We start from the raw sequence: 21,157 nt of genomic DNA, 5'->3' as shown, positions 1-21,157 counted from the left end.
TGAATGAGGATGGCGGTGTGATCGCCCGTGAGCGAGACGACTAAGGCCGTGACCCATAATCCCAGGGAACGGTTTGGCGAAGACCCGCAGGTAAAAGAGCCTTCGTCGGTGCTGCTACCCGAACACCATCGACAAGTCACGCGTTTGGGTCCCCTAAGTTCACAAACGAAGTGCAACACTTCCTGGAGGATGTGTTGCCATGGGGACGGAGTTACGAGCAGCTGTCGCTTGACGATCGATGCGAGATTGCCCGCCTATCGTCCAATAGCAGCTCGGTCCGGCAAATCGCGGCAGCTCTGGATCGCCCGCCATCAACAATCTCTCGAGAACTGAAGCGCAGTCGGGGCAAGCAGGTCGACAAGGCTAGCTATGCCGAACAACGGGCACGAGCTCGGCGCTGAACGGGCGCTCGCCTCGACCGGGAGCCCGGCCTGCCCCGCGCGGTGTTGGAGCGCCTCGGACAGGGCTGGTCACGCCTCGCGCTGTCGAGCAGGTCGCACGCCGGCTCGCCCGCGACAATGGCCGCAAGGTGATCTCCTACGAGACCATCTACCGCTTCATCTACGCCCAGCTCCGGCGCACCTCGGACTACAGCTGGCGCCGCTATCTGCCGCGCGGCAAGAGCAAGCGCGGCTATCGCGGCAAAAAGGAGGGCAGTCCCGCAAGCTTCATCGAAGGCCGTCTTTCACTGGCGGAACGGCCCGTAGAGGCCGCCGATCGCAATGCCCCCCGGCCATTGGGAGGCGGATCTGATGATGTTCTCAAAATACGTTCAGGCCGTCTTCACTGTGCATGAGCGGACCTCGCGCCTGCTGCTCGGCATCCGCCTCGGCAGCAAGCTTGCCGTGGCGCTCGCCAGGACGACGGCGAGGGTATGGCTTACACCCCGGCCTACGCCATCCCCGCCGCCCATAGCGCGAACGCGTACACGATCGCCACCTCGTCCAACCGCTTAAACCGCCCGGAGGCGCCGCCGTGGCCGGCGCCCATGTTGGTGCGCAGCAGCACCGGGCCGCCTCCACGCATGGTGGCGCGCAGGCGTGCGATCCATTTGGCGGGCTCCCAATAGGTGACGCGCGGATCGGTCAATCCGCCCATCGACAGGATCGCCGGGTAGTCCTTGTCCGCGACATTGTCGTAGGGCGAGTAAGACAGGATGGTGCGAAAATCCGTCTCGCTCTCGATCGGATTGCCCCATTCCGGCCATTCCGGCGGCGTCAGCGGCAGCGTGTCGTCGAGCATGGTGTTGAGCACGTCGACGAACGGCACTTCAGCCACTATTCCCGCGAACAATTGGCCGGCGCGGTTGGCGACCGCGCCCATCAGCATGCCGCCGGCCGAGCCGCCATGGCCAATGATGCGTTTTGCGCTGGTGTATTTCGCATCGATCAGCGCGCGGGCGCTGGCGGCGAAATCGTCGAACGAGTTGGTTTTCTTCTCGCGCTTGCCGTCGAGATACCAGCCCCAGCCCTTGTCGGCGCCGCCGCGGATATGCGCGATGGCGTAAACGAAGCCGCGATCGACCAGCGACAGGCGGTTGGCGCTGAACGACGCCGGCATCGCCATGCCATAGGAGCCGTAGCCGTAGAGCAACAGCGGCGCCGCGCCGTCGAGCTTCAGCCCGCGGCGATGCAGGATCGAGACCGGCACCTCGGCGCCGTCATGCGATTTCGCCATGATGCGCGTCGTGACGTAGTCGGCCGCGTTATGCCCTGACGGAATCTCCTGACGCTTGCGCAAGGTGCGCGTGCGCTTGACCATGTCGTAATCATAGACTTCCGACGGCGTCGTCATCGACGAATAGGAAAAGCGCAGTGTCGTCGTCTCGAACTCGTAGGAGCCCATCGTATCGAGCGAGTAGGCCGCCTCGTCGAAAGCGATGGCATGCTCCTCCCCGCCCGCGAGATCGCGGATCACGACCGACGGCAGTGCGTTGGCGCGCTCCAGCCGCACCAGATGGCCCGCATAGAGATCGAGGTCGATGATGCAGATGCCGGGCCGATACGAAATCAGGTCGCGCCAGTTCTTGCGCTCGGGCGCGTCAAGCGGCGCGGTGACGATCTTGAAGTCGATGGCGTCGTCGGCATTGGTGAGGATGAACAGCTCGTCGCCGCGGTCGGCGAGCGAATATTGCACGCCCTCCTCGCGCGTAGCAACCAGGCGCGGCGGCGCCTCGGGGTTGGCGAGGTCGATCAGGCGCTGTTCCGAGGTCTCGTGATCGCCGCCCGCGATCACGCAGAATCGGCCGCTGGTGCTCTCATGCAGGTGGGTGAACCAGCCGGCATCCTGCTCTTCATAGACCAGCGTATCGTCGGCCTGCCCAGTGCCGAGCTTGTGCCGCCACACCTGCATCGGCCGGTGATTGTCGTCGAGCTTCACATAGAAGAAGGACTTAGCGTCCGCGGCCCAGACCACGCCGCCATCGGTCTCCTCGACGACATCGTCGAGGTCCTTTCCCGTCGCCCAGTCGCGGACGCGGATCGAAAAATATTCCGAGCCCTTGGTGTCCGCGCTCCAGGCCTGCAGCTTATGATCATAGGAGTGACGGCTGCCGCCGAACTTGAAATATGTGTGGTCCCTGGCGAGCGCGTCGCCGTCGAGCACGATCTCGCCGTCGCCGCCATCGCGCGGCATGCGTCCGAACAGCTCGTGCTGCCCGCCCTCGCGAAACCTGCGGAAATAGGCGAACGGCCCATCCGGTGACGGCACGCTGGAATCGTCCTCCTTGATCCGCCCGCGCATCTCGCGCACCAGCGTCTTCTGCAGGCCCGCGGTATGGCCGAGCAGGCTCTCGGTGTAGGCGTTCTCCTCCTCCAGATATTTGCGGATGTCGGGATTGAGCACGCCGGGATCGCGCAGCACCTCCTGCCAGTTCGCATCCTTCAGCCAGGCATAATCGTCGGTCACGGTGATGCCGTGCCGCGTGAAGGAATGCGGCCGGCGTAGGGCGACCGGGGGCTGGGAAGATGTTTTGGCTTGTATCACTCGATCCTCGTTCAACAATGTACTCGCCATGTCGCCGCTCTTCCGTCTCCCCGCAAGCGAGGGCGAGGGAAGAGGCTCGCCGTGTTCCACCTTATATCGTCCAGATTTCCTCGAATTGCAGCGTGACTGGGCCAAGTCGCCGGGTCGTTGCTGGATCGCTTGTGTGCCTTGAGGAACGATATCCCGCCGTCGGTCCAGCCTGATGCTGTTCAATTCCTACCCGTTCATCTGCACCCCGCCTCGAGCGCAAGCGCAACTGACTGCACCATCGCAGCAAAACGCACCGCGGTGTGGATCGCGTCGGAACCAACGCTCGCCTCCCGCAGCGCCTTCTCGTGAGCATCTATACAGGCGCCGCAGCCATTTATGGCCGAGATCCCAAGCGACCACAGCTCGAAATCGGCCTTGTCCACGCCGGATTACCGATCACGTTCATGCGCAGCCTCGCGGGCATCGACTTGCATTCCGCGTTGGAGACGAGGTGAACAAAGCGATAGTAGACGTTGTTCATCGCCATTATGCAGGCCGCAGATTTTGCCGCTGCGATTGCCGCGGGCCCCATGGTGGAGGCCGCATCGCGGTGATCACCTCGCGGTTGCGCGTCGCAACTGCGCTCGCCAGCAATAGCCACACTCGCTTTTGTGGCGACAGCATATCATCGGCCATCATCGCCGCCAGGTTCAGCCTGATGTCCTTGGCGAAATCGGGAAGTTGCTCGCTCAGTTGTTCGAGTGGTGACATACTGCCTCAACTAATCGTAAGCGTTTCGCCGCCGATCTCGCGGTTGCAAGGACAGAGTTCGTCGGTCTGCAGCGCGTCGAGGACGCGCAGCGTGTCCTTTGGGTTGCGACCAACGTTGAGATTGGTCGCATAGACGTGTTGGATGATGTTGTCGGGGTCAGCTATAAAACTGTAGCGATAGGCGACGCCCTCAGGCGAGCGCACGCCGAGGCCATCGATCAGCGTTCCCTTGGTGTCGGCAAACTGCCAAATTGGCAGATTGTTAAGGCTCTCGTGCGCCCGGCGCCAGGCAAGCTTGCAGAACTCGTTATCGGTCGAGCCACCTAATACAATCGCGTCGCGCTCGCTGAAATCCTTGGACAGCCGGGCAAACTCGGCGATTTCAGTGGGGCAGACAAACGTAAAATCTTTGGGGTAGAAGAAGATGATCTTCCATTTCCCCGGGAAGCTCTCTTCAGTCAGTGTCTCGAACGCGCTCTGCCCTTCTTCCTCCTGCGCGTGAAAGCCGGGCTTCACGCCTGTAATCTCGAATGATGGCAACTTACTTCCAATTCCAAGCATGCTGTATCCTCCCAAGATCGCCCAGCGTAGATCGTAATGCCATTAGCGAAGCAAGCTATATGCCATTCGTTCCCAAGTGCGTTTGTTGGATGGGTAACAACCGACGCTTGGCTGCAGGCATCTGAGAAGCGATTTTGGAATAGATACTAAAAGCGCTACACGTCCTGCCGGATACCAAAATCGCCTCACGACGGCTCACAAGGTGGAGCGGAGTGGACACGGCGACTTAGGTTGTCGCATAGATGACGAATGAGCCGCTGATGATCATGGGCATGAGTCTGCAATACCCGCTCAGGCCATGATCAAGCGCTCCGGTATCATCATCTCAAGAAGCAACTGGGTTAAAGCCCGCCGATGGCCTGCCACCAGTTCGCGATGACGGACCACTCGCAGGCTAGCGTTGTGCCGAAATCCCCGTTGAAATTGCGCCAGTCGGAGAAACGCCTCTCGGGAACGGCGGTGAGAAGGGGAAGGCCACGGGAGATCGCGTCAGCAAATTCGGCGCGTAGGCCCTGGCCAGATGCTTCCTGCCTGGAGAACTTGTTGATCACGATTAGATCGACATTGTCCCTAATCGCGCGCGACACAAGAGCCGCCGCTTCAGCAAGCCCACCAGTATCGAGTTTGCAGGACATAGCTCCGCCGCCGAGTGTCTGGGAGACCGAAATCTTAGTGCCTGTCGCAACGTCGACTGCGAGCATGGTCGTCGTGCCGTTTGCGTTCCTCACGTTTCGCTGAACGATGCCGCCGATGCGTACGCCTCGACGCGCGAGATCATGGGCGAAGTTGGCGAGCAGCGTATCGACGTCGTCGCTCGGCCGATAGACAACAGCCGCTATGCGGCTCGGAGCGATCTTAGCAATGTTGCCGATCATGGGCCGATCCTGTTGTTGTTCGTTTCACCCAGTGGTGCTTGTTTGTCCGCCATCTGCTGTTGGTGGAAGCTGCCATCGCTTGTAGTGGCGGCTTTGAAACCCGCAGTCCGAAGGACATGCCGGATCTCGGCGAACACATCCGCCCGTCGGTGAGCCTGAGCTCATCGAAGGAGCGGCGTGCGATGCGTGGCAGCACCTGCGCTTGAGAGCCTCTAGTCTCAAGCATGAGCGCCGCTGACCTCGGCTGCGTCGTATGCGCAAACAAGCTCTCATGCTCGTCGGACAGACATTCAGGATTGAACTTGGTGCCGTGGCTCGCGCGCGAATGCTGACTTGCTGTTGTGCAGTCGGTAACGCACGCCGGGTTTAAGGAGCGCCACATGAAAGATAGAAGGCAGATGCGGCGGGTGGAGCGTGGTCTCCCGGCTGCACCTCGTCATGGATGGCATAGAAGCCAGTCGGCAGATGCGCACTGCGAGCGATGCAGCGGACTACAAAGGTAGCCGTCATATCCTTGGCCGGTATGAGCAATCGCGAACTATCGGATGCTCGCGAGATAACCGCTGACGCGCGATCTCGACACGAATCGATTGTGCCATTCTCACTTCCTTATCCTCGCGCTTAACGTCTCGATCAAGATTACGAGGAGGATGACCGCAACCGCGAGACCCACCATTCCGCCGGCAAACCAACTTATTACGGCGAGCGCCACATCTCCACCGGACCATTAGGGCCGCAGACCGACAGTTCTATGGTGGGCGTCCCCGCCTGGTGGGGGAGCGTGGCGGTGGAATTCCGGACGCGGTCGCCGATCGCACAGGTGAAACGGCGTTCCGGATACGCTGTACCCTCCATCAGTTTGATGGGAAGGAGATCAACGGTAGAGGTACGCATGAATGGCATGGCCTGCGCAGGTAAGGTGTAATACCCTCGGGGCGCACCAAATCTCGCTTCAGCCTCGTGTCCGGCTCTCTCATTGAAGGATGCATCAGTCTTTTGGGCGAGTAGTCGGGACCTCGCGCCGGCAGCAAAATTGATGTTCATCACTTCTGAACTCGCGAACATCAGCAGCATCACAGTTGTATTAACCAGAACCAATGGGGCAGGCCTCATCAGAAACTCGGAGGGCGGTTCGCTACGACGGCTGATTTCGCGGCAAGCGCCTTGCTTCTTATCTCAGCAATCTGCGTGCCAATCGGGGGATACTGTGCCGCGACTTGCGCGGCCAATGATCCAGCCCAGAATCCGGCGTAGGCTGCTTGGAATGGCCGCGTGCGGTGTCGTCGCAGTCAATCATCGGATTTAGATGCCCAGCGCTCATAGGGCTTGAATCATACGTAGCGTCAGGTTGTACGATGCTGTGGTCAGGTGATGATCCGGTTCCATGAAGAGAGTTATGATTGCGGATGTCTCACCTGTCTAAAGCTTGCTCCGCAAATGCCGGTTATGAAATCGTCACGTTTTGCACGGGGTAGCGCTTGCCAATTCGAGCCGGCAGCGGGTCCGCAACAGAACCGCCTTTTGTCACATCAGCGCCAACGTCGGTCCGGCTAAGTTCGATCTCCGATGTTCCGGCGTGCTGTGATCTGCAAAGGGTCCGAATTGTGTTCGAGTTCGTGCGAGTCGGTTTAGATGGAGCTCTCAGTGATTTCACGATCTGCGATCGACTGGCCCCACAGAGGTGTTGGGGCGTAACTGATCGTGAGATTGTCTGCTTTTGGCGGAATGTCTCTAGCTATGTACAAGATCCGTTTGCCAGATCTCGCGGCAATGATCGTGTCGTTCTGCGCTCCTTCGCTGTCTGGCTGCTTCCACTTGGCCGCGAGAGAAATGGTGCCGTCAGGCAGGCATTGGAGCGCTCAAAATGTCATATGTTGGCCTGTTGGCCTGTTGGACTGCAGGCAGTCGATCTCGATTACCTTGGCTCGGCTGCGAGCATGCTATCGCGGTGGCAGGTTGATCCGACTACGACTTAGGGGTGGGATCGATGCGCAAGAGTGCGTTCCGCTGCCCTTCATGTTTTGAATACGTCGGCGTTAAACAGGTGATGTCGCTCATTGTGGCGGAAGACAATGATGGACACAGTATAAGGAGATACGGTGAATCGAATGCAGCGCACTTGCCGGGCACTCAGAGCACGTCACTTTGCAGCATACCTTGCTGTGCTTGCGACAACAACAGCTCTTTGTACGGAATACACCCAGGCGCGAGATCGGAGGACGGAAGAGATGTTGATGTCCTGCAGACCAGACGTACTCCGCTTTTGTGATCGTTTTAACGGGCCAGGAGATGAAGACGTCGTTGTGTTTTGTCTCAGCGACAATCATAGAAGCCTGCGCAGGGCATGCCGCCACGCGATGCCGGTTGCGGCAAATGGAAAAGTAGTCTCAAGACAAGGCGCATTAAAAAGATCGCCGTCCACCGTCGCGGGTCGGGAGAGAGCGTCCAAGCTGCAACTTAGGCGTCGCACGACAACAAGCTATGACACGGCGATAGGGCCTTGATCGCGCTGAATAAATTGAAAAAGATCGGTTGGGCAAGCAGGAGGCCTCACCATCCGAGTGCCGGACGTGGCGCTCATCACGGATGAGTGCGAGCGCGGCCAATTGTCATCGTGATCGGAGCGTACGTTCTGGTCGTGAAGTTGGGCAGTTCAACACACGCATAGGCTTCGAATCTACATCAGAATCGGAACGTCAAAGGAAAAGTGGTCTCCAAAAGACGCTCAAATGCAGAACGCTGTTCAAGAAGACGCTTCTCAATGGCCTTGCGATCCGCATCAGGCAACCCCGTATGAAGCAACTGACGACAACGCCAAATGCCGTTCCGAACCGATCTGATCTCACTCAGTCTATCATCAATCGAAGTCATCCCGCATGCCGACCTGGTTTACAACTCACCTTTAGAAAGTGTCCATCTCGACGCGTTACTAGGCGTCGCTCCGTCATACGATGACAATTGTCTTCGTGCTTGGGAGCGTGCAATATCGCTGCCAATGGCCTCGAGGAACCTCGCAGATGGTTCAGTTCGGGCGAGGCTTTCAATTACCAATAACCGTGTTAGCACGACGTGTGCGACAGGAGTTGTCGTCGATCACGGAGTTTAGCTGCGTCGTTGGTATGTGCATTGCGGAATTCCTGCAAATCCAAGCTGTCTGCCGGCAATCGTAGTTGATGTCTTAGATAATCTTTCCACGCGCCAAAACCGTCGATGTTTTTCGTGATTCTCGGGAATTGAGCGGTGCCAAAGGGGATCCGGCATCGGTCGCCGTCGCAAGTTTAGCAGGGAAGGGCACTCACGCGACGTACCTAACGAAGGCCGCAGCCTGCCCGTGCGTCTTACAACGTGCCGAACGAGCTGATTCGAGCAAACGCTCGTATGCTGCTATTGGCTTTCCTCACGAACCATGACGCCGCCCAAGATTTTTTTGCAAAATCGGCACGCGGAAGCTTGAATCGCACGTAGCGTAAGGTTGTACAAATCGGCGGTTCGCAGGTCGATACTGAGACATTGTCGGCCTCATGCTGCCACCTCACCGTATTTGCGATCCGCGGAAAATATCACGATGGAAGAATTTGTTGTCGCTGCTCTGGTCGCTCTCTCTGGTTTTGGAGCAGGTTACGCCGTGGGTAGCTGGCGTTTTCGCAAACGGTATGAGAGCGCTCGACGGTATAACGCTTACTCTCGCTCGCCTCCTGTTGATCGTCCCACTTTCCCGAAAAAGCGCGCGTTTTGATTAGACCTAGCAGATAGCTCATGTTCACCGGCATGGGACTTAGCGCTCTAGGTCTCGTCAGCGCGGGTGAAGGCCTGATGAAGCTTTGCCAGAGATCTTCACAGCGCTCGCGCTGCGAACGTAAACAGCCCTGCGTGAGCGTTAGAGGAAAAGTGAGATAAAAGTCGGTCAGGTGAGGTTAGAGGAGACGATCGTAAGTAAACCGCTGATGACGTGTCGTGACGTGTTCTATCGACGTCGAAATCCGGAACCGGGATGCTTATCTGACGACCAAGGGTTGGCCGAGCCTGCCGACCACCAAGCAGGCGTCCAACGTCAATGCGGCAACCCTGCACAGGCACTGATCCCGAGCTGTTTGAGATCGCTAAATGGGTTCGTCCAGTCCTGATAAGGGCGGTTCTATTCCTTGAAGCTTCAAGAGGGGTGCGCACGATCGATTCCATATCCGGGAGCGGAGACACCCGTGTGTTGCCGGGCAAGAATTCAAATGTTGGGAGTGGCGCTCCCGCAGGGCCCCTCTCACTCTTATGAGCCTACTCCTGTCAGGAGGATGCACAGCGATCCTGCGCGCCCCACAAGAACTCGCCGCCGTGGCCCGCCCATCGAATCTCTTGGGGACATTCGATCGGCGCATATTAGTCGGCGCCGTGAACAGCCAGCGTTCGAAGTCGCTCGTCGTCCACCCATCACGGACCCGCTAGGTCGGTCAGGACAGCCCGGTGCAGACGCTAACCGTCGATCGGCTGATGCCGACAGTAAAGGTGATCTGCCGCTCGCAGGGCAAGGACGTGCTGATAACTCCAAACTTCTCGACTTTCCCAATCAGCGCTCTCTCGGCGCCGTCCGACCTCCCCCTTGCTGGGCCGCAAACGGGGTGTTCCGCGCATCGCCAGCTTCTGCTTGCCAAAGCCAGGGTCCAGCGTGACGTCTCAGCGTGCTCCACGAAGCATTGCAGCATACGTCCGACCGACTCTTGCGCAAATGACAGGCCGCCACTGTGACACCTGCACACCAACAACCGCGACATTCCATCTCGGATTTGTCAATTTCGCATAGCATAGCGTGCTGTGCGCTTGATCATCGCGCATCCTAGCCTACAACCTGACGCTACGTGAGATTTAGGTTGTTTCAACGCCAGCCTAGATTTGAACCAGCGTGGACATTATCAAACTCCTTGTCATGGCGCTGTGGTCGCTCACCACGGCCTTTGCGACGCTTCCAACCATTCGCGCAAAAGCGTCAGCGATTTCAGATTCGTCTCGTCTTCATCATCATCGTGCGGCACGTTCTGCCCGCCATCAAATATAGCTGTCCATGATTCAGGTCGGCACCATCTCAAAATTCGATTGTCCCTCGTTCTGCCATGTTCGCCACCAAAGCAGACGCTTATCGCTGGCGCATGTCGCGTCGGCGAAAGCGAGTGTCTTAGGGGAATTCCATGGTGAAGCCAGTTGTGATTGTAGTCGGCGCGGACAAGGGGGGAGTAGGAAAGACGACAGTATCACGCACGCTTCTGGACTACTTCAGCAAAAACAACGTGCAGACACGTGCGTTCGACACGGAGGCGCCGCGTGGAACCTTGAAGCGCTTTTTCCCTGAGATCACGGAGATCGTCGATATGACGACGACTGCGGACCAGATGAAGATCTTCGACACCCTGAACTCAGGGCTCTGCGTCACAATCATTGACGCTCGTGCAGGCTTGCTGTCCTCAGCACTGGCCTCCTTGCGCGACATCGGCTTCTTGGATGCCGCGCGTTCCGGCCAAATCACCTTTGCCGTATTTCATATCTTGGGCCCCTCCATAGCTTCGCTGGATGAGATCGCCGAGACCGCAACTTTCATGGCCGGCACGAAATATTTTTTGGTCAAGAACTTCATCAACGACACTCAGTTCTTCCAATGGGACCAATCCACCTATAATTCGTATTTCCACCGCATCAAGTTCGCGACCGAGTTGACCATACCGAAGCTCAACGCGATGGCCTATGAGCAGGTCGAAGTCGCTTCGGTCCCATTCGTGGACTTTGTCGCAAATAAGGGTCGGCAGGATGAAGCGGCTAACTACTCCTTCGTGCTGCGCGGCTATGTACGACACTGGCTCGCGAACGTCTGGAGCGAATACGATCGCATCAACTTGACCGAACTGGCTGGCGCCAAATCGGCAACCCGCAGCGGGGAGAAATAAGCGCTTGCTTCGCAGGCAAAGAGGTGCGCCCGCATGAAACTCTCGATCGAATGCTGGCGATGTTAGCAACGCCCGTCTACATCATCTGTTCTCCTTGCCCGCAGGTCGGTAAAACACTTATCGCTCGCCTAGTGAGCGAGTTCTTGCTGCTGAAGAACGGCACGGCGGCCTCCTTCGACGTCAGTCTGAAGGAGCCGTCTTTGCTCGATTACCTACCCAAAATCACGGAAACCGCAGATGTGATAGATACTTACGGCAAGATGCAGCTGATGGATCCACTTATCGTTCACGATCGCGTCGCCAAGGTGATTGACCTCGGCTTCCATGCGTTCGATGAATTCTTCAAGATGTGCCATGAAATCGGCTTCATGAAAGAGACGGTGCGCCGGTATGTTGCGCCGATCGTCCTATTCGTCGCGGGCAGTGACCGCATCTCCTGGCGTAATTATGAGATGTTGCGGCAACAGATTCCGCCAGGAGCGCTGGTCACCGTCCACAATGAATTCGTGCTGCGCGGCGAATTACCTGAAGCCATGCTTGGCGAGCATGTGCTCAGAATCCCAGCTTTGCCGGCATTTCTAAGAGTCTACATAGACCGACTGGGCTTTTCCTTCACCGGATATCTGCGCGATGAGAAGGATTGGTCCACGGAGCTCCATCAATGGATCCGACGAAACTACACAATGATTCGCGATTTGGAACTAAGCGTGGTGATGCAACAGCGCTACACACCTGCATCGCCCTTTGGACGGGCCAGGTGGCACGAGCGCTAGCTGCCCCCTGAGCTAACCCCGATCGCGGGAATATCGAGGCCGGATTTAAGTGATCTCGACCGCTCCCAAGTGCAGCGTTAGGTCGATGGCTGTCGCGCCTTTGCGACAAAGGCTATCGGCATGCGCTCGTTTAGGACTTGGCAGCACTTGGCCTTGTAAAGCGCAACCGACGACGCGAGGCCCGCATCGGGCTCGCGGTCTCGGTATAATCCTGGAGACTCGTGAGTGGCGCGGGACATTGCCGCCGCGCGCTACTTGAACCGCGTGGTTCATTCCGCTCCCGTCATCCGTTGATCCCGCAGCCCAGACGGCGAACGGGCCTCGATTGTGCCGCTTGAGCGCAACAAAGTTCTACATCGCCGGCGTGTATCCTCCGAAACCGTTTGCATTTTCGCGTTGCCCCTCCTCGGTTATTTTTCAGTTCGCCGGTTGCTGATGAGTCCGAACGGCCGGGTCAGCTTTTGGCGCCCCGATGAGACGAGGCTCAACCAATCGGATGCGTAACTTGTGCTCCCGTCGTGCCGATCGGCATGAGAGGAACCGTGCTAGCGAGCGGCTTGTAACGCCGAAGGCGCCCCGCTTTCGTCGCTTGGCGGGGCGCGGCTGGAGCGAGGCTTACCCGCAGGCCTTGCGTGGTCGCGACCGGAGAAGCGTGCATCCTTCGCCGCCTTTGACAGGTAGCGTACATCGGTGCGTGTTTCGAGCATGATGTTGTCACTGACGCGTAGCCCGCTGCCGCTCCCGCAGCCGATACTAGTTGGCGGAAGCATTCTTGCGGAGTTCCTATATGCGCTGAAGATTGCGATGTTGCTGACAAAAAGTCGGCTCAGGCCGGATCGGAAGAAGCGCAGATGAGTCTACATGCTCGGTCGCGATCCCGGCCCACCAGTTTGCAAGCAAATCACGGCGATGCTCGAGGATGAGCAGACCTCAGGCCGGCATCACAGTACTGGATGACTGGCGAGTACAGGCAGGGTCAAGGAGGCGAGTCACGAGGTGGGAGTTGCCGGCTGTCGCCAGTCTAAGTGATACGTCTGCTTGACTGCGGTTTCCGCTTGTCCCCGGAACTGCACCCGAAGATCGGAACGAGAGTACGATCGGGAGCGGGTGGAGGTGGCCAATAGCTTGCATGTACGACTTCTCAATCGAGCACACACACTATGTCGATTCGAGCAGTTAGCATCGCAGCCGCAAGTTTCCCCTCTTCAAGACGAACGTCGGTGGCGCCCGGTTCGTCTATTTATGCTTGTCGGGCAGGGTCTTTGACAATCCCGCATGTCGGACTTGATCTGTTCTGCTTAAGACCCCTATCTCGCGAAACCGAACGATGACGAGCCAGTATTGCGTTTGGGCGATGCAAGGGAGGTGTTTCCATTCCGAAAGGGTCAGCATAGCGCGATGTGGCACGGCAGTTGCTGGAAGATGGAAGGATGGTTCGCGGCGCTAGTGGCAGTGCAGTGGCCGCCGAGAGCTTGGATGAAACGTCGTCAGCAGGGCAAAATCGGATCGACCCAATGTGCAGTGTTGGAGGCGATGCTCGATCTCAGTGCTCCCGGGAGGTCATGGATAGGTCCGGCGACTGCGGTCATTTGGTATCGCGTTCGAGCGGCAATGGGGAAGCTGGTCTATCTGGCGGCTGGTCGAACCAACACGGAAAAAAATTATGAAGCTAGGACTATTTTATGAGCATCAATTGCCACGTCCGTGGCAAGACGGCAGCGAGCAGGACCTGTTCTGCAACGCGCTGGAGCAGATCGGACTCGCCGATCGGCTTGGCTTCGACCACGTGTGGCAGGTCGAACATCATTTCCTGGAGGAGTACTCCCACTCGTCGGCACCGGAAGTCTTTCTGGGTGCCGTGTCTCAACGCACAAAGAACATACGCCTCGGCCATGGCGTTTGCCTTTCGGCGCCAAATTACAATCACCCGGCGCGGGTCGCCGAACGCCTCGCGACGCTCGATGTAATCTCTGGGGGGCGCGTCGATTGGGGCACCGGAGAATCTGCCTCTCTAATCGAGATGCATGGCTTTGGAATAGAGCCGGAAGCGAAGAACGATATGTGGCGGGAAGGTGTGGAACAGACCGCCAATATGATGACGATGCAGCCATACCCCGGATATGACGGCCAATTTTTCAGAATGCCGGTCCGCAATGTCGTGCCCAAACCAGTTCAGAAGCCGCATCCACCGATCTGGATGGCGTGTTCACGACGCGAGAGCATCTTGCGCGCGGCACGTCACGGGCTGGGGGCTCTGGTTTTTGGCTTTGTCGAGGCTTCCCAAGCCAAAGTCTGGCGCGATGAGTATTACAATATCATCAAGTCGGAAGAGTGCGTTCCCATTGGTCATTCGGTTAATGCCAATATCGCCGCGCTCAACGGAATGATGGTTCATGACAACGCCGAAGAAGCCATGCGTCGTGGGCTTGATGGCTTCAGGTTCTTCGGCTATTCGATCGCGCATTACGCGGTGTATGGTGAACACCGTCCCGGACGCACGGATCTGTGGCGGCGATTCCAAACGATCAAGGCGGACATGAAGGACACGCCAGGCTCTGGCAGCATCGGACGGCCTCAGAATGTTCGCGAGCATCTTATGGGATATGCGGATATCGGCATCGATCAGATGATCTTTATCCAGCAGTGCGGCATGAATAAGCACGAACATATCTGCGAAGCACTCGAGCTGTTCGCCAAGGATGTCATGCCTGCACTGAAAGAAAAGGAAGACCGGCGCGTCCGCCGTAAAGAGGAAGAACTGGCACCCTACGTGGAGAGAGCACTTGCGCGAAAGTTACGGAGGCCCGAGCTGTCTGAATCGGACATCCCAAGCGTTGAGGCGATCGGCGTCGTGCTCGAGCGACGTACAGGCAAGGATTACGCTTCAGCAGGAGGTGCCTACGCAGATCCGACCCGCGGCGGCGCCATCCCGATGGTTTCGCGGGAGGCCTTTATCAGGTCAGCCAAGGGCGAGCTATAGCAATGCTGAGAGGGGTCAGAGACGTTGCGAATTGAGGGTCGAAGCCCTGCTTAATAGTCTCAGCACTTCAATCTCTCCGAACTGACCATCTCCCCAAGATCTGCACTGATCACAATACGACTCGCCGTCGTTAGCTTTGAGTATAGGCGCAGATCCTCGATCTGTTGCGTTACGACAACGCGCATCTGGGCAAGAGCCTGCCCATTGTCGTTCAAGGCGAACAGGCTGGGTTCGCTCTTGCCCAAAACGAAAGATTGTCGTGTTCGATGGCACCTGTTGATCCTCGATCGTCGGACCAGCAAGAATGATGCTCGCCGCCTGTGCAGTGAGATGAATTGACCTGCCCTGATAGGAAAGAGTCAGCCATCCACTGGTGCCGTCTGCACCCGCAGGCGGCGGCGCTGCTTTTGCATCGCGCTTTGTCTAAGCGGCGGCAGTAAGTGGGAACAGCAGAGCAAGCCCGCTTAGGACGCAGGAAAGATCAGGACGGACAGACGTAGGGGCTGGCGGCAGTCGATCGTCCATGGCTGCCGGCAGCGCTATTAACAGCTCAAGTGAATCGTTGCTTTCACGTTCGAGGCTAGGCACCCGATGCTGAGCTATTCAGTTCAAGAGTATAACCGATGCCGCGCACGGTCTTGATGATTAACGTCGCACCCGATTGGTTCAAATGGGTGCGTAGTCGATAGACGCCGGCTTCTAGTGCGTTGGCCGAGACTTCTTCGTCAAACGCATAAAGCCCGTCCTCCAGTGACGCTCGCAGCACGGTGCGGCCAGCGCGGCTGAGCAGGTGTTCAAGAATGCACACTTCGCGACGCGCGATCTTTAGTAGCCGGCCACCAACGGAGACCTGCCGGGCGATCGGATCGAAATGTAGATTGCCGAATATGACCACGGGCGCCGTCCGCGCCGGCATTGAAAATCGCAATCCGGCGGCCGAGATAGTTGAAGCTGCACATCATCATGGCAGGGATTGGACGTCCCTCGCGTCTCAACTTCTTCAGCCAATCCAAGCTGTCTCCGTCGGGAAGAACTGAATCGAGCAGGAGAATGTCGTATTTGGCGCAATCCAGAGCGGCTTTCGCCTCATCCAGGGTGCGTGTCACATCAACTGCGAATCCGCAATTCAGTAGAGCGCCCTTCACGGTGCGTGCAAAGTCCACATGGTGATCAATCAGGAGAATCCGCATTTCAGCGCCTCTTCTCTATCTACTTAGACCTGAGCGCATCACGGTCGATCAAGAGGTCCGGCGAATCTGAACAGCTCCCACTCGGCGTAGATCGTAGAGGCGAAGAGCGACGAAGGAGAGCATGTCGATCATCCACCATTCTCTGGCGCACCATTCTCAGCCGTTATGGCGCGACGTGTTGGAAAGCCTACAATCTGACGTTAGGTGCGATTCAAGTCCTTTGAGGGGCTGGGTGCATTACCTTCAAGGCTTGCGGGGCTCCTGAAGCTGCGATGAACGCAGGCGGAGCCGCGCGATAGGTCAGCCGTGGAGACCTCCCAACGCGGTAAGCATTTTGCGGCTCGTTCATTTACGGCGCATTCATGAGGCGCTGTGAATGGAAGTGGGCGAGAAGCGCTCTTGCGGAGTTTCAGGCAAAGCATAGTCATAAGACAGGGCCTTGATCGATCCGCGTCAGCCATTGTGAGCCGAATGCTATTTTGCGGCCACATGCCCGGAGCTGAACCACGGGAATCGACGTCCTATAAAACAACGTGGCTGCCCAGTCGAATTCATCAGCAACCGACCAAAGTGAGAGAACCATCGTCACACGACACTTCGTGAATGCGGCCTCTAAGATCAGCTTGACTATGAGTCGTCGGAAAAATCGGTTGTTGAATGGAACGCATCTATGTGGCGGATAACGATGGCACAACACACCGGATGCTGCGTCATGGTCAGGGTGACGAACGGAGCCAACTACGAGGCCTATGGCGGCCGGACCACGCTGCAAGCCGTGCCAACAGAGCGTTCAGCACGCACACGGTGGTCAGAGACCGCAGCCCAGCCCGCCGATGATGTAGAGCATCTTACGAGGTTTGGCACTGAGATCCCACTCGTCTTTTTCTGGCTGATGCCTGAAGCGCTCGGCGCGGGAACAGTTCGACGACAACCTCGAACTGACTATCCGCGGCATAGGTCTGCTCCGCCGAAGACCAGGATGCTGCGCGACTTCATAACAAGCCCGTCGCGATGAGCTGCATCCAGATATCACTTGGAGCATCGAGCCACTGTGCTGCCGTTCTTATCGCCGAGCCAGCTGAAGCCCCTGATGAAGTCGACCGATCGACGAACCGCAGCATGGAGCAATGCGGCACGTTGCGGCACGCCTCTACAAGTTTGACTGACGATGCTCAGCCCTCGTCCTAGGCTGCGCGATCACCACCTTTCGCATCCGTAACAGTTCTGACAGGACTCCTGCACTTTCAGCACCGCTAGACGAGTTAGGATCGTCGGGTTCTTCTCGCCCCGCGCGGCCAGAGTTAGAATCTTCTCGGCGAGACAAGCCTTCAACGAAGACGTTCGCTTCGCTTCGGGCACCATCCGGACAGCATCGTCCAGAGCACCTCTCAGAACAGCATACAACTTGGTTTGAGAGGCCGGATGTGTCATGCGCAAAATCCTCGGAACGAATCTAGTAGTGTCTGGCCGGCCTGCCCCAGTCCTCCTGATGGGCTTTGATAACGATGCTTCGTTTTGATGGCGGTGGCCGGTGGCTCAGCTCGTCCGTGTTGAATACAATGAATATGGCGGGTGCAATGTGACAGTGGAGCTCACATACAGCTTAATTTTCTGTTCTCCACATTCCCGGTTGATCTTGACAGAAACCTGACCGTCAAATCGACGGCTTAGGCATTGGTGAAAGAATTCTGCCCTGATGGCGTCCAGATCAAGTTGAAGTGACGCCTGAGCTTCGCGGCCTCGTCTTTGATCGGACACGCAGTTAGTGTGTGTGTCTTTGAACGGGAATGAGGACCAGCCGAGGCCGCACCGTCTCGACAGCTAAGTATTAAGACGAGGTAGATGCTGCGGTTCAAGCGGTCAAGCTGCATTGAGGCGCGGAACCTCACCTGCCGAGGGCGCTCCAGGGGAGGCCGGGGCGGCTCCGCCAGCTCGGCGGCTGAAGCAGAAGTCTCGGAGCCGTTGCACATTTGCAACCGGCGCAGCCGTTCTAGATGGTAAGCTGGTCGATCAGAATGACTGAAACAGTGTTCGTGTTTCCTTCGACAGGATTGGCGGGGCGAAAAATGTTTGATGTCTATCGCAATGGGAAGGGCGACGTCCTCGTTCTAGGCACAGGCTCCGCGATACCCGGCACTTACTCCGCCAATAAGTGGCGCAAGAGCAGAAAAAGAATTCTCAAAGTAAGCGACGAGATTAGGTCATCCGTTGCGCGACAAGGGTATTACGTTCGTAGGTTGCGGGCCACGAAAAACGGATGATTTAGTTCGAGCGCATCCGGCGACAAGTTTCCTCTCATCTGCCACCATCATCACAACCAGCCGCTATCCTCCTCTTGCGGCTGTCGGCCGCTGTTTGGCCAAGTTGCAGTCCCGAGCCAATGTTTGCCGAAGTTCGATAGCGCTCATTCAGCTTGATACTAGGTCGCGTACTCATAAAATCCTGAAGTACAGCGCCATCATGCGTGATGTCCGCTTATTCCCCAGCAGCAGCACAAAAGCGGACATCCTGGGAGGTCCGCCAAGGGTCGATTTTGTTGCAAAAGTCGGTTGAGGCGAGCCGGCAAGCGTGATTCCGTTGTGTTGACGCGAATCGCGACGAGGTCGATCCATGATGGGCCGCCTGAAGAGTGACCAAGGTCAACTGTTCTACGAGTTTCATCTCAGCGACGCGGTTCCCGAAGATCATCTGGTACGCAAGATCGACACTGCTCTCGATCTGTCTTGGCTTCGCAGCGAACTAGCTCCTCATTATTCGTCCATGGGTCGCCCGTCGATTGATCCGGAGCTGATGATCCGGATGCTGATCGTGGGGTATGTCTTCGCGATCCGCTCGGAGCGGCTGCTCTGCTGTGAAGTACAGGTGAACCTCGCCTATCGGTGGTTCTGCAAGCTCGGTCTCGAGGATGCTATCCCGGATCATTCGGCCTTCTCGCGGGCCCGCAATGAACGCTTCCGCGAGGGAGATGTTGTTCGTCGTGTATTCGAACATATCGTCGAGGCGTGCATAGTGGCCGGTCTGGTTGGTGGCGAAGGTTTTGCCGTAGACGCGAGCCTGATCCAGGCAGATGCCAACAAGCAGCGCTCAATCCCGGGTCAGGATTGGCGCAGGGATCGCGATCCGGCGAGGTCAAGCCGCGCCGTGAAGGAGTATCTGGCAACCCTCGATGATACGGCATGGGGCGCGGCCAGCGACGTTGTCCCGAAGTTCATCTCGCTGTCCGATCCCGCGGCATAGGCTGCGGCGCCGCCCAACACGGCGGGCCACCCAGCCTTTCCGGGCAAGAAGCGCGAGCCGAGGCTGAAGCAGGCCTGCGCGGCAGTGCCGATCAATGAGCCGTTGGCGGCAGCCGCGGCGAAATCCGGGCCGTACTGGACGGCCAGGAACGCAGCGACCGGGCCTGACGTCAGGCAACCGGACCAGCCAGCCGCCGATGGCATCTCATCAACGGCACCGGGCCAGGGAGGCGGCGAGGATGAGAAGGGCGACAGGACCAGCTTGAGGACGACGAGGCTCATTCGTGCGGCACGGCTTCCTTGGTCTTGCGCCGGGTGGCCGCTGCAAGGGCAGACCGATGATGATCAGGACGACGCCAGCGCCGAAGAGCAAGAGTGTCTCACCGAACTCATCGCGGCCGCCGCGATGCCGAAACAGGCTCAAGGTATTGAACGCTCGCTGCGACGGGAGCCGACACCGTTCTCAGGATGTAGAACACAACCCTGCGACACTGACCGCCAGCCCGAGGCCGCCGCAGCTATCGCCCCGGCCACGAGATGGACCTCGCTGTGCGACAGCTTCCAGGCATACCATGGCATCATCGCGAGTAACCCGAAGAGCGTGCTCCAGGCCACGACGGCGGCGGTATCGCACTCGCGCGTAATCGACGCTCCAGATGTAGAAGGCGGTCGCGACGGCCGAGAGCAGCATCCAGAACGCGCCTACCACGCCGGATCAAGCCACCGAGCCGGTCGCCTGATCGCGTCCGAGCGCAACCAGACCGATGCCGGCGAACGCGGCCAGGAGACCAAGCTGCTGGCGGCCGGTGACGCACTGATTCCAGTCGAAAGGTCGCGAACACCACGACTAAGAGGCCAGCCTATCGGCCTTTTTGACGAGAGCTTGGCGCGGACGGGCTGAACGCGGAGACAGTATTGTTGCAATAGCGGGCATTGCCCCGCACCTTATTCAAGGCTTTCGGGAGTGGGATGATACTTCCGAGCCATGCGGTTGGGAACGCAACGCCAGGGGAGTTCCAAGCGCCGATAAAAGAACGGCGGCGGCCCCGAGCCACTGTGTTGCGGTCAAGGTTTCCTGAAGGAAGATGGAGGCGAAAATGGCTGTAAACACGGGAACGAGCGGTAGCAACAGTGCGGCGGCGGTCGCGCTCATTCGCTGCAGCGCAATCCCGTAGAGTAGAAAGGGGATCGAAAGGAGCAACAATCCTGATCCGACCACCGGAACAACATCGCCGATAGTCACAGAGAGCGTCGGCAATGGGCGAAAGCCAATCCACGCAAATGCGACCAGCGCAAACGCGACGATCTGGCTCGCCGTTGTAAGGCGCAATGTATCTACGCTTTCCGACATCACACGGACCACTATGCTGTACAGTGAGGCGAATAGCACGCCGGCGAGAACGAGAGCGACGCCCAATCCCCGAGCAGCGGAAGGATCAGGGTCAGAGGTCCAGCTCAAAAAGCCGACCCCGGCAACAGCCAACAAGCAGAGGAAGATGATAGCACGGTTAGGGAGCTCGCCAAGGATGAACCACGCAAGAAATATGATCAATGGCGGTTCAACTGCGAACAGCATCGCCTCCACCGAGGCCGGCAGCATCGATAGCCCGAAGATCGACAGACCAGACGCAAGCGCCGGCTGCAGGATGCCCGGGAGGCCAGCACGCCAATCGCTCAAGCGAGGCGGCGCGCCTGACCAGATTGATAATACGGTCAGGCTTGCGGCACTTACAGCCAGCTGCCCTGTTAACAGCGAGAGCGGCTCGATGCAGCAGAGCGCGGCCTTGGACAGAACGTTGCCGATGCTCCAGCTCACCGTCGCGAGTGTTCCGCAAAGGAGCGGTAGGAAGAGTGGTGGGCTGCTCATTCACGGCGTTCCAATTGGCTAATCT

Annotated in this window: 12 protein-coding genes and 3 pseudogenes; 8 read left to right on the top strand and 7 right to left on the bottom strand. The window is 58.1% G+C overall.

Annotation, left to right across the window (positions count from 1 at the left end):
* Nucleotides 1–170 precede the first annotated feature (170 nt).
* Nucleotides 171–401 (top strand): helix-turn-helix domain-containing protein, encoded by a 231-nt coding sequence (locus tag ACVWYQ_RS17900; RefSeq protein WP_456726170.1) that lies wholly within the window; start codon nucleotides 171–173, stop codon nucleotides 399–401.
* 128 nt (nucleotides 402–529) lie between these two features.
* A complete protein-coding gene (locus ACVWYQ_RS17895) occupies nucleotides 530–796 on the top strand; it encodes a hypothetical protein (RefSeq protein WP_456726169.1) in 267 nt (88 codons plus the stop codon).
* Nucleotides 797–891: 95 nt separating this feature from the next.
* On the opposite strand, the gene ACVWYQ_RS17890 is transcribed toward ACVWYQ_RS17895, so the two are convergent.
* The 5 genes and pseudogenes from ACVWYQ_RS17890 to ACVWYQ_RS17870 all read right to left on the bottom strand — a co-directional run bounded on the left by ACVWYQ_RS17890 (nucleotide 892) and on the right by ACVWYQ_RS17870 (nucleotide 6,275).
* Nucleotides 892–2,985, bottom strand: a complete 2,094-nt coding sequence (locus ACVWYQ_RS17890) for a S9 family peptidase (RefSeq protein WP_456726168.1) — start codon at nucleotides 2,983–2,985, stop codon at nucleotides 892–894.
* A 224-nt stretch (nucleotides 2,986–3,209) separates the two neighbouring features.
* Nucleotides 3,210–3,726 (bottom strand): annotated as a pseudogene (locus ACVWYQ_RS17885) (carboxymuconolactone decarboxylase family protein).
* Between the two features lie 6 nt (nucleotides 3,727–3,732).
* Nucleotides 3,733–4,287, bottom strand: a complete 555-nt coding sequence (locus tag ACVWYQ_RS17880; RefSeq protein WP_456726167.1) for a peroxiredoxin — start codon at nucleotides 4,285–4,287, stop codon at nucleotides 3,733–3,735.
* Between the two features lie 341 nt (nucleotides 4,288–4,628).
* Nucleotides 4,629–5,162 carry a DUF2478 domain-containing protein gene (locus ACVWYQ_RS17875; RefSeq protein WP_456726166.1) on the bottom strand — a complete coding sequence of 178 codons (534 nt, stop codon included), beginning with the start codon at nucleotides 5,160–5,162 and terminating at the stop codon, nucleotides 4,629–4,631.
* A 696-nt stretch (nucleotides 5,163–5,858) separates the two neighbouring features.
* Complete coding sequence (locus tag ACVWYQ_RS17870; RefSeq protein WP_456726165.1) at nucleotides 5,859–6,275, bottom strand: hypothetical protein; 417 nt, start codon at nucleotides 6,273–6,275, stop codon at nucleotides 5,859–5,861.
* Nucleotides 6,276–10,336: 4,061 nt separating this feature from the next.
* Between ACVWYQ_RS17870 and ACVWYQ_RS17865 the strand changes: the two genes are divergently transcribed.
* From ACVWYQ_RS17865 to ACVWYQ_RS17855, 3 genes are all read left to right on the top strand, one after another.
* The gene (locus ACVWYQ_RS17865) at nucleotides 10,337–11,086 is read left to right on the top strand and encodes a hypothetical protein (protein WP_456726164.1); all 750 of its coding nucleotides are present in this window, start codon (nucleotides 10,337–10,339) and stop codon (nucleotides 11,084–11,086) included.
* A gap of 59 nt (nucleotides 11,087–11,145) precedes the next feature.
* Nucleotides 11,146–11,859 (top strand): hypothetical protein, encoded by a 714-nt coding sequence (locus tag ACVWYQ_RS17860; protein ID WP_157286188.1) that lies wholly within the window; start codon nucleotides 11,146–11,148, stop codon nucleotides 11,857–11,859.
* 1,663 nt (nucleotides 11,860–13,522) lie between these two features.
* On the top strand, nucleotides 13,523–14,839 hold the full coding sequence (locus ACVWYQ_RS17855; protein WP_456726163.1) for an LLM class flavin-dependent oxidoreductase: 1,317 nt from the start codon (nucleotides 13,523–13,525) through the stop codon (nucleotides 14,837–14,839).
* Between the two features lie 580 nt (nucleotides 14,840–15,419).
* Here the strand turns inward: ACVWYQ_RS17855 and ACVWYQ_RS17850 are convergent.
* Nucleotides 15,420–16,029, bottom strand: a pseudogene (locus tag ACVWYQ_RS17850) (winged helix-turn-helix domain-containing protein).
* Nucleotides 16,030–18,095: 2,066 nt separating this feature from the next.
* Between ACVWYQ_RS17850 and ACVWYQ_RS17845 the strand changes: the two are divergent.
* From ACVWYQ_RS17845 to ACVWYQ_RS17835, 3 genes and pseudogenes are all read left to right on the top strand, one after another.
* Nucleotides 18,096–18,290 carry a hypothetical protein gene (locus tag ACVWYQ_RS17845; protein WP_246732398.1) on the top strand — a complete coding sequence of 65 codons (195 nt, stop codon included), beginning with the start codon at nucleotides 18,096–18,098 and terminating at the stop codon, nucleotides 18,288–18,290.
* Between the two features lie 349 nt (nucleotides 18,291–18,639).
* Nucleotides 18,640–19,263 (top strand): annotated as a pseudogene (locus tag ACVWYQ_RS17840) (transposase); the annotation flags it as partial.
* 87 nt (nucleotides 19,264–19,350) lie between these two features.
* Nucleotides 19,351–20,166, top strand: coding sequence for a hypothetical protein (locus tag ACVWYQ_RS17835; RefSeq protein ID WP_456726162.1), 816 nt, complete (start codon nucleotides 19,351–19,353; stop codon nucleotides 20,164–20,166).
* Between the two features lie 48 nt (nucleotides 20,167–20,214).
* On the opposite strand, the gene ACVWYQ_RS17830 is transcribed toward ACVWYQ_RS17835, so the two are convergent.
* Complete coding sequence (locus ACVWYQ_RS17830) at nucleotides 20,215–21,132, bottom strand: DMT family transporter (protein ID WP_456726161.1); 918 nt, start codon at nucleotides 21,130–21,132, stop codon at nucleotides 20,215–20,217.
* Nucleotides 21,133–21,157: the final 25 nt, after the last annotated feature.

This window comes from Bradyrhizobium sp. USDA 3397, assembly GCF_054060965.1.
Note: the sequence above shows the minus strand (reverse complement) of the source record. Positions and strands in the feature narration are given on the sequence as shown.

Excerpts from the sequence above, each read along its gene's own strand:
- ACVWYQ_RS17870 (WP_456726165.1), bottom strand. The coding sequence starts at position 6,275 with ATGAGGCCTGCCCCATTGGTTCTGGTTAATACAACTGTGATGCTGCTG.
- ACVWYQ_RS17865 (WP_456726164.1), top strand. The coding sequence starts at position 10,337 with ATGGTGAAGCCAGTTGTGATTGTAGTCGGCGCGGACAAGGGGGGAGTA.
- ACVWYQ_RS17880 (WP_456726167.1), bottom strand. The coding sequence starts at position 4,287 with ATGCTTGGAATTGGAAGTAAGTTGCCATCATTCGAGATTACAGGCGTG.
- ACVWYQ_RS17855 (WP_456726163.1), top strand. The coding sequence starts at position 13,523 with ATGAAGCTAGGACTATTTTATGAGCATCAATTGCCACGTCCGTGGCAA.
- ACVWYQ_RS17830 (WP_456726161.1), bottom strand. The coding sequence starts at position 21,132 with ATGAGCAGCCCACCACTCTTCCTACCGCTCCTTTGCGGAACACTCGCG.
- ACVWYQ_RS17860 (WP_157286188.1), top strand. The coding sequence starts at position 11,146 with ATGTTAGCAACGCCCGTCTACATCATCTGTTCTCCTTGCCCGCAGGTC.
- ACVWYQ_RS17875 (WP_456726166.1), bottom strand. The coding sequence starts at position 5,162 with ATGATCGGCAACATTGCTAAGATCGCTCCGAGCCGCATAGCGGCTGTT.
- ACVWYQ_RS17845 (WP_246732398.1), top strand. The coding sequence starts at position 18,096 with ATGTTTGATGTCTATCGCAATGGGAAGGGCGACGTCCTCGTTCTAGGC.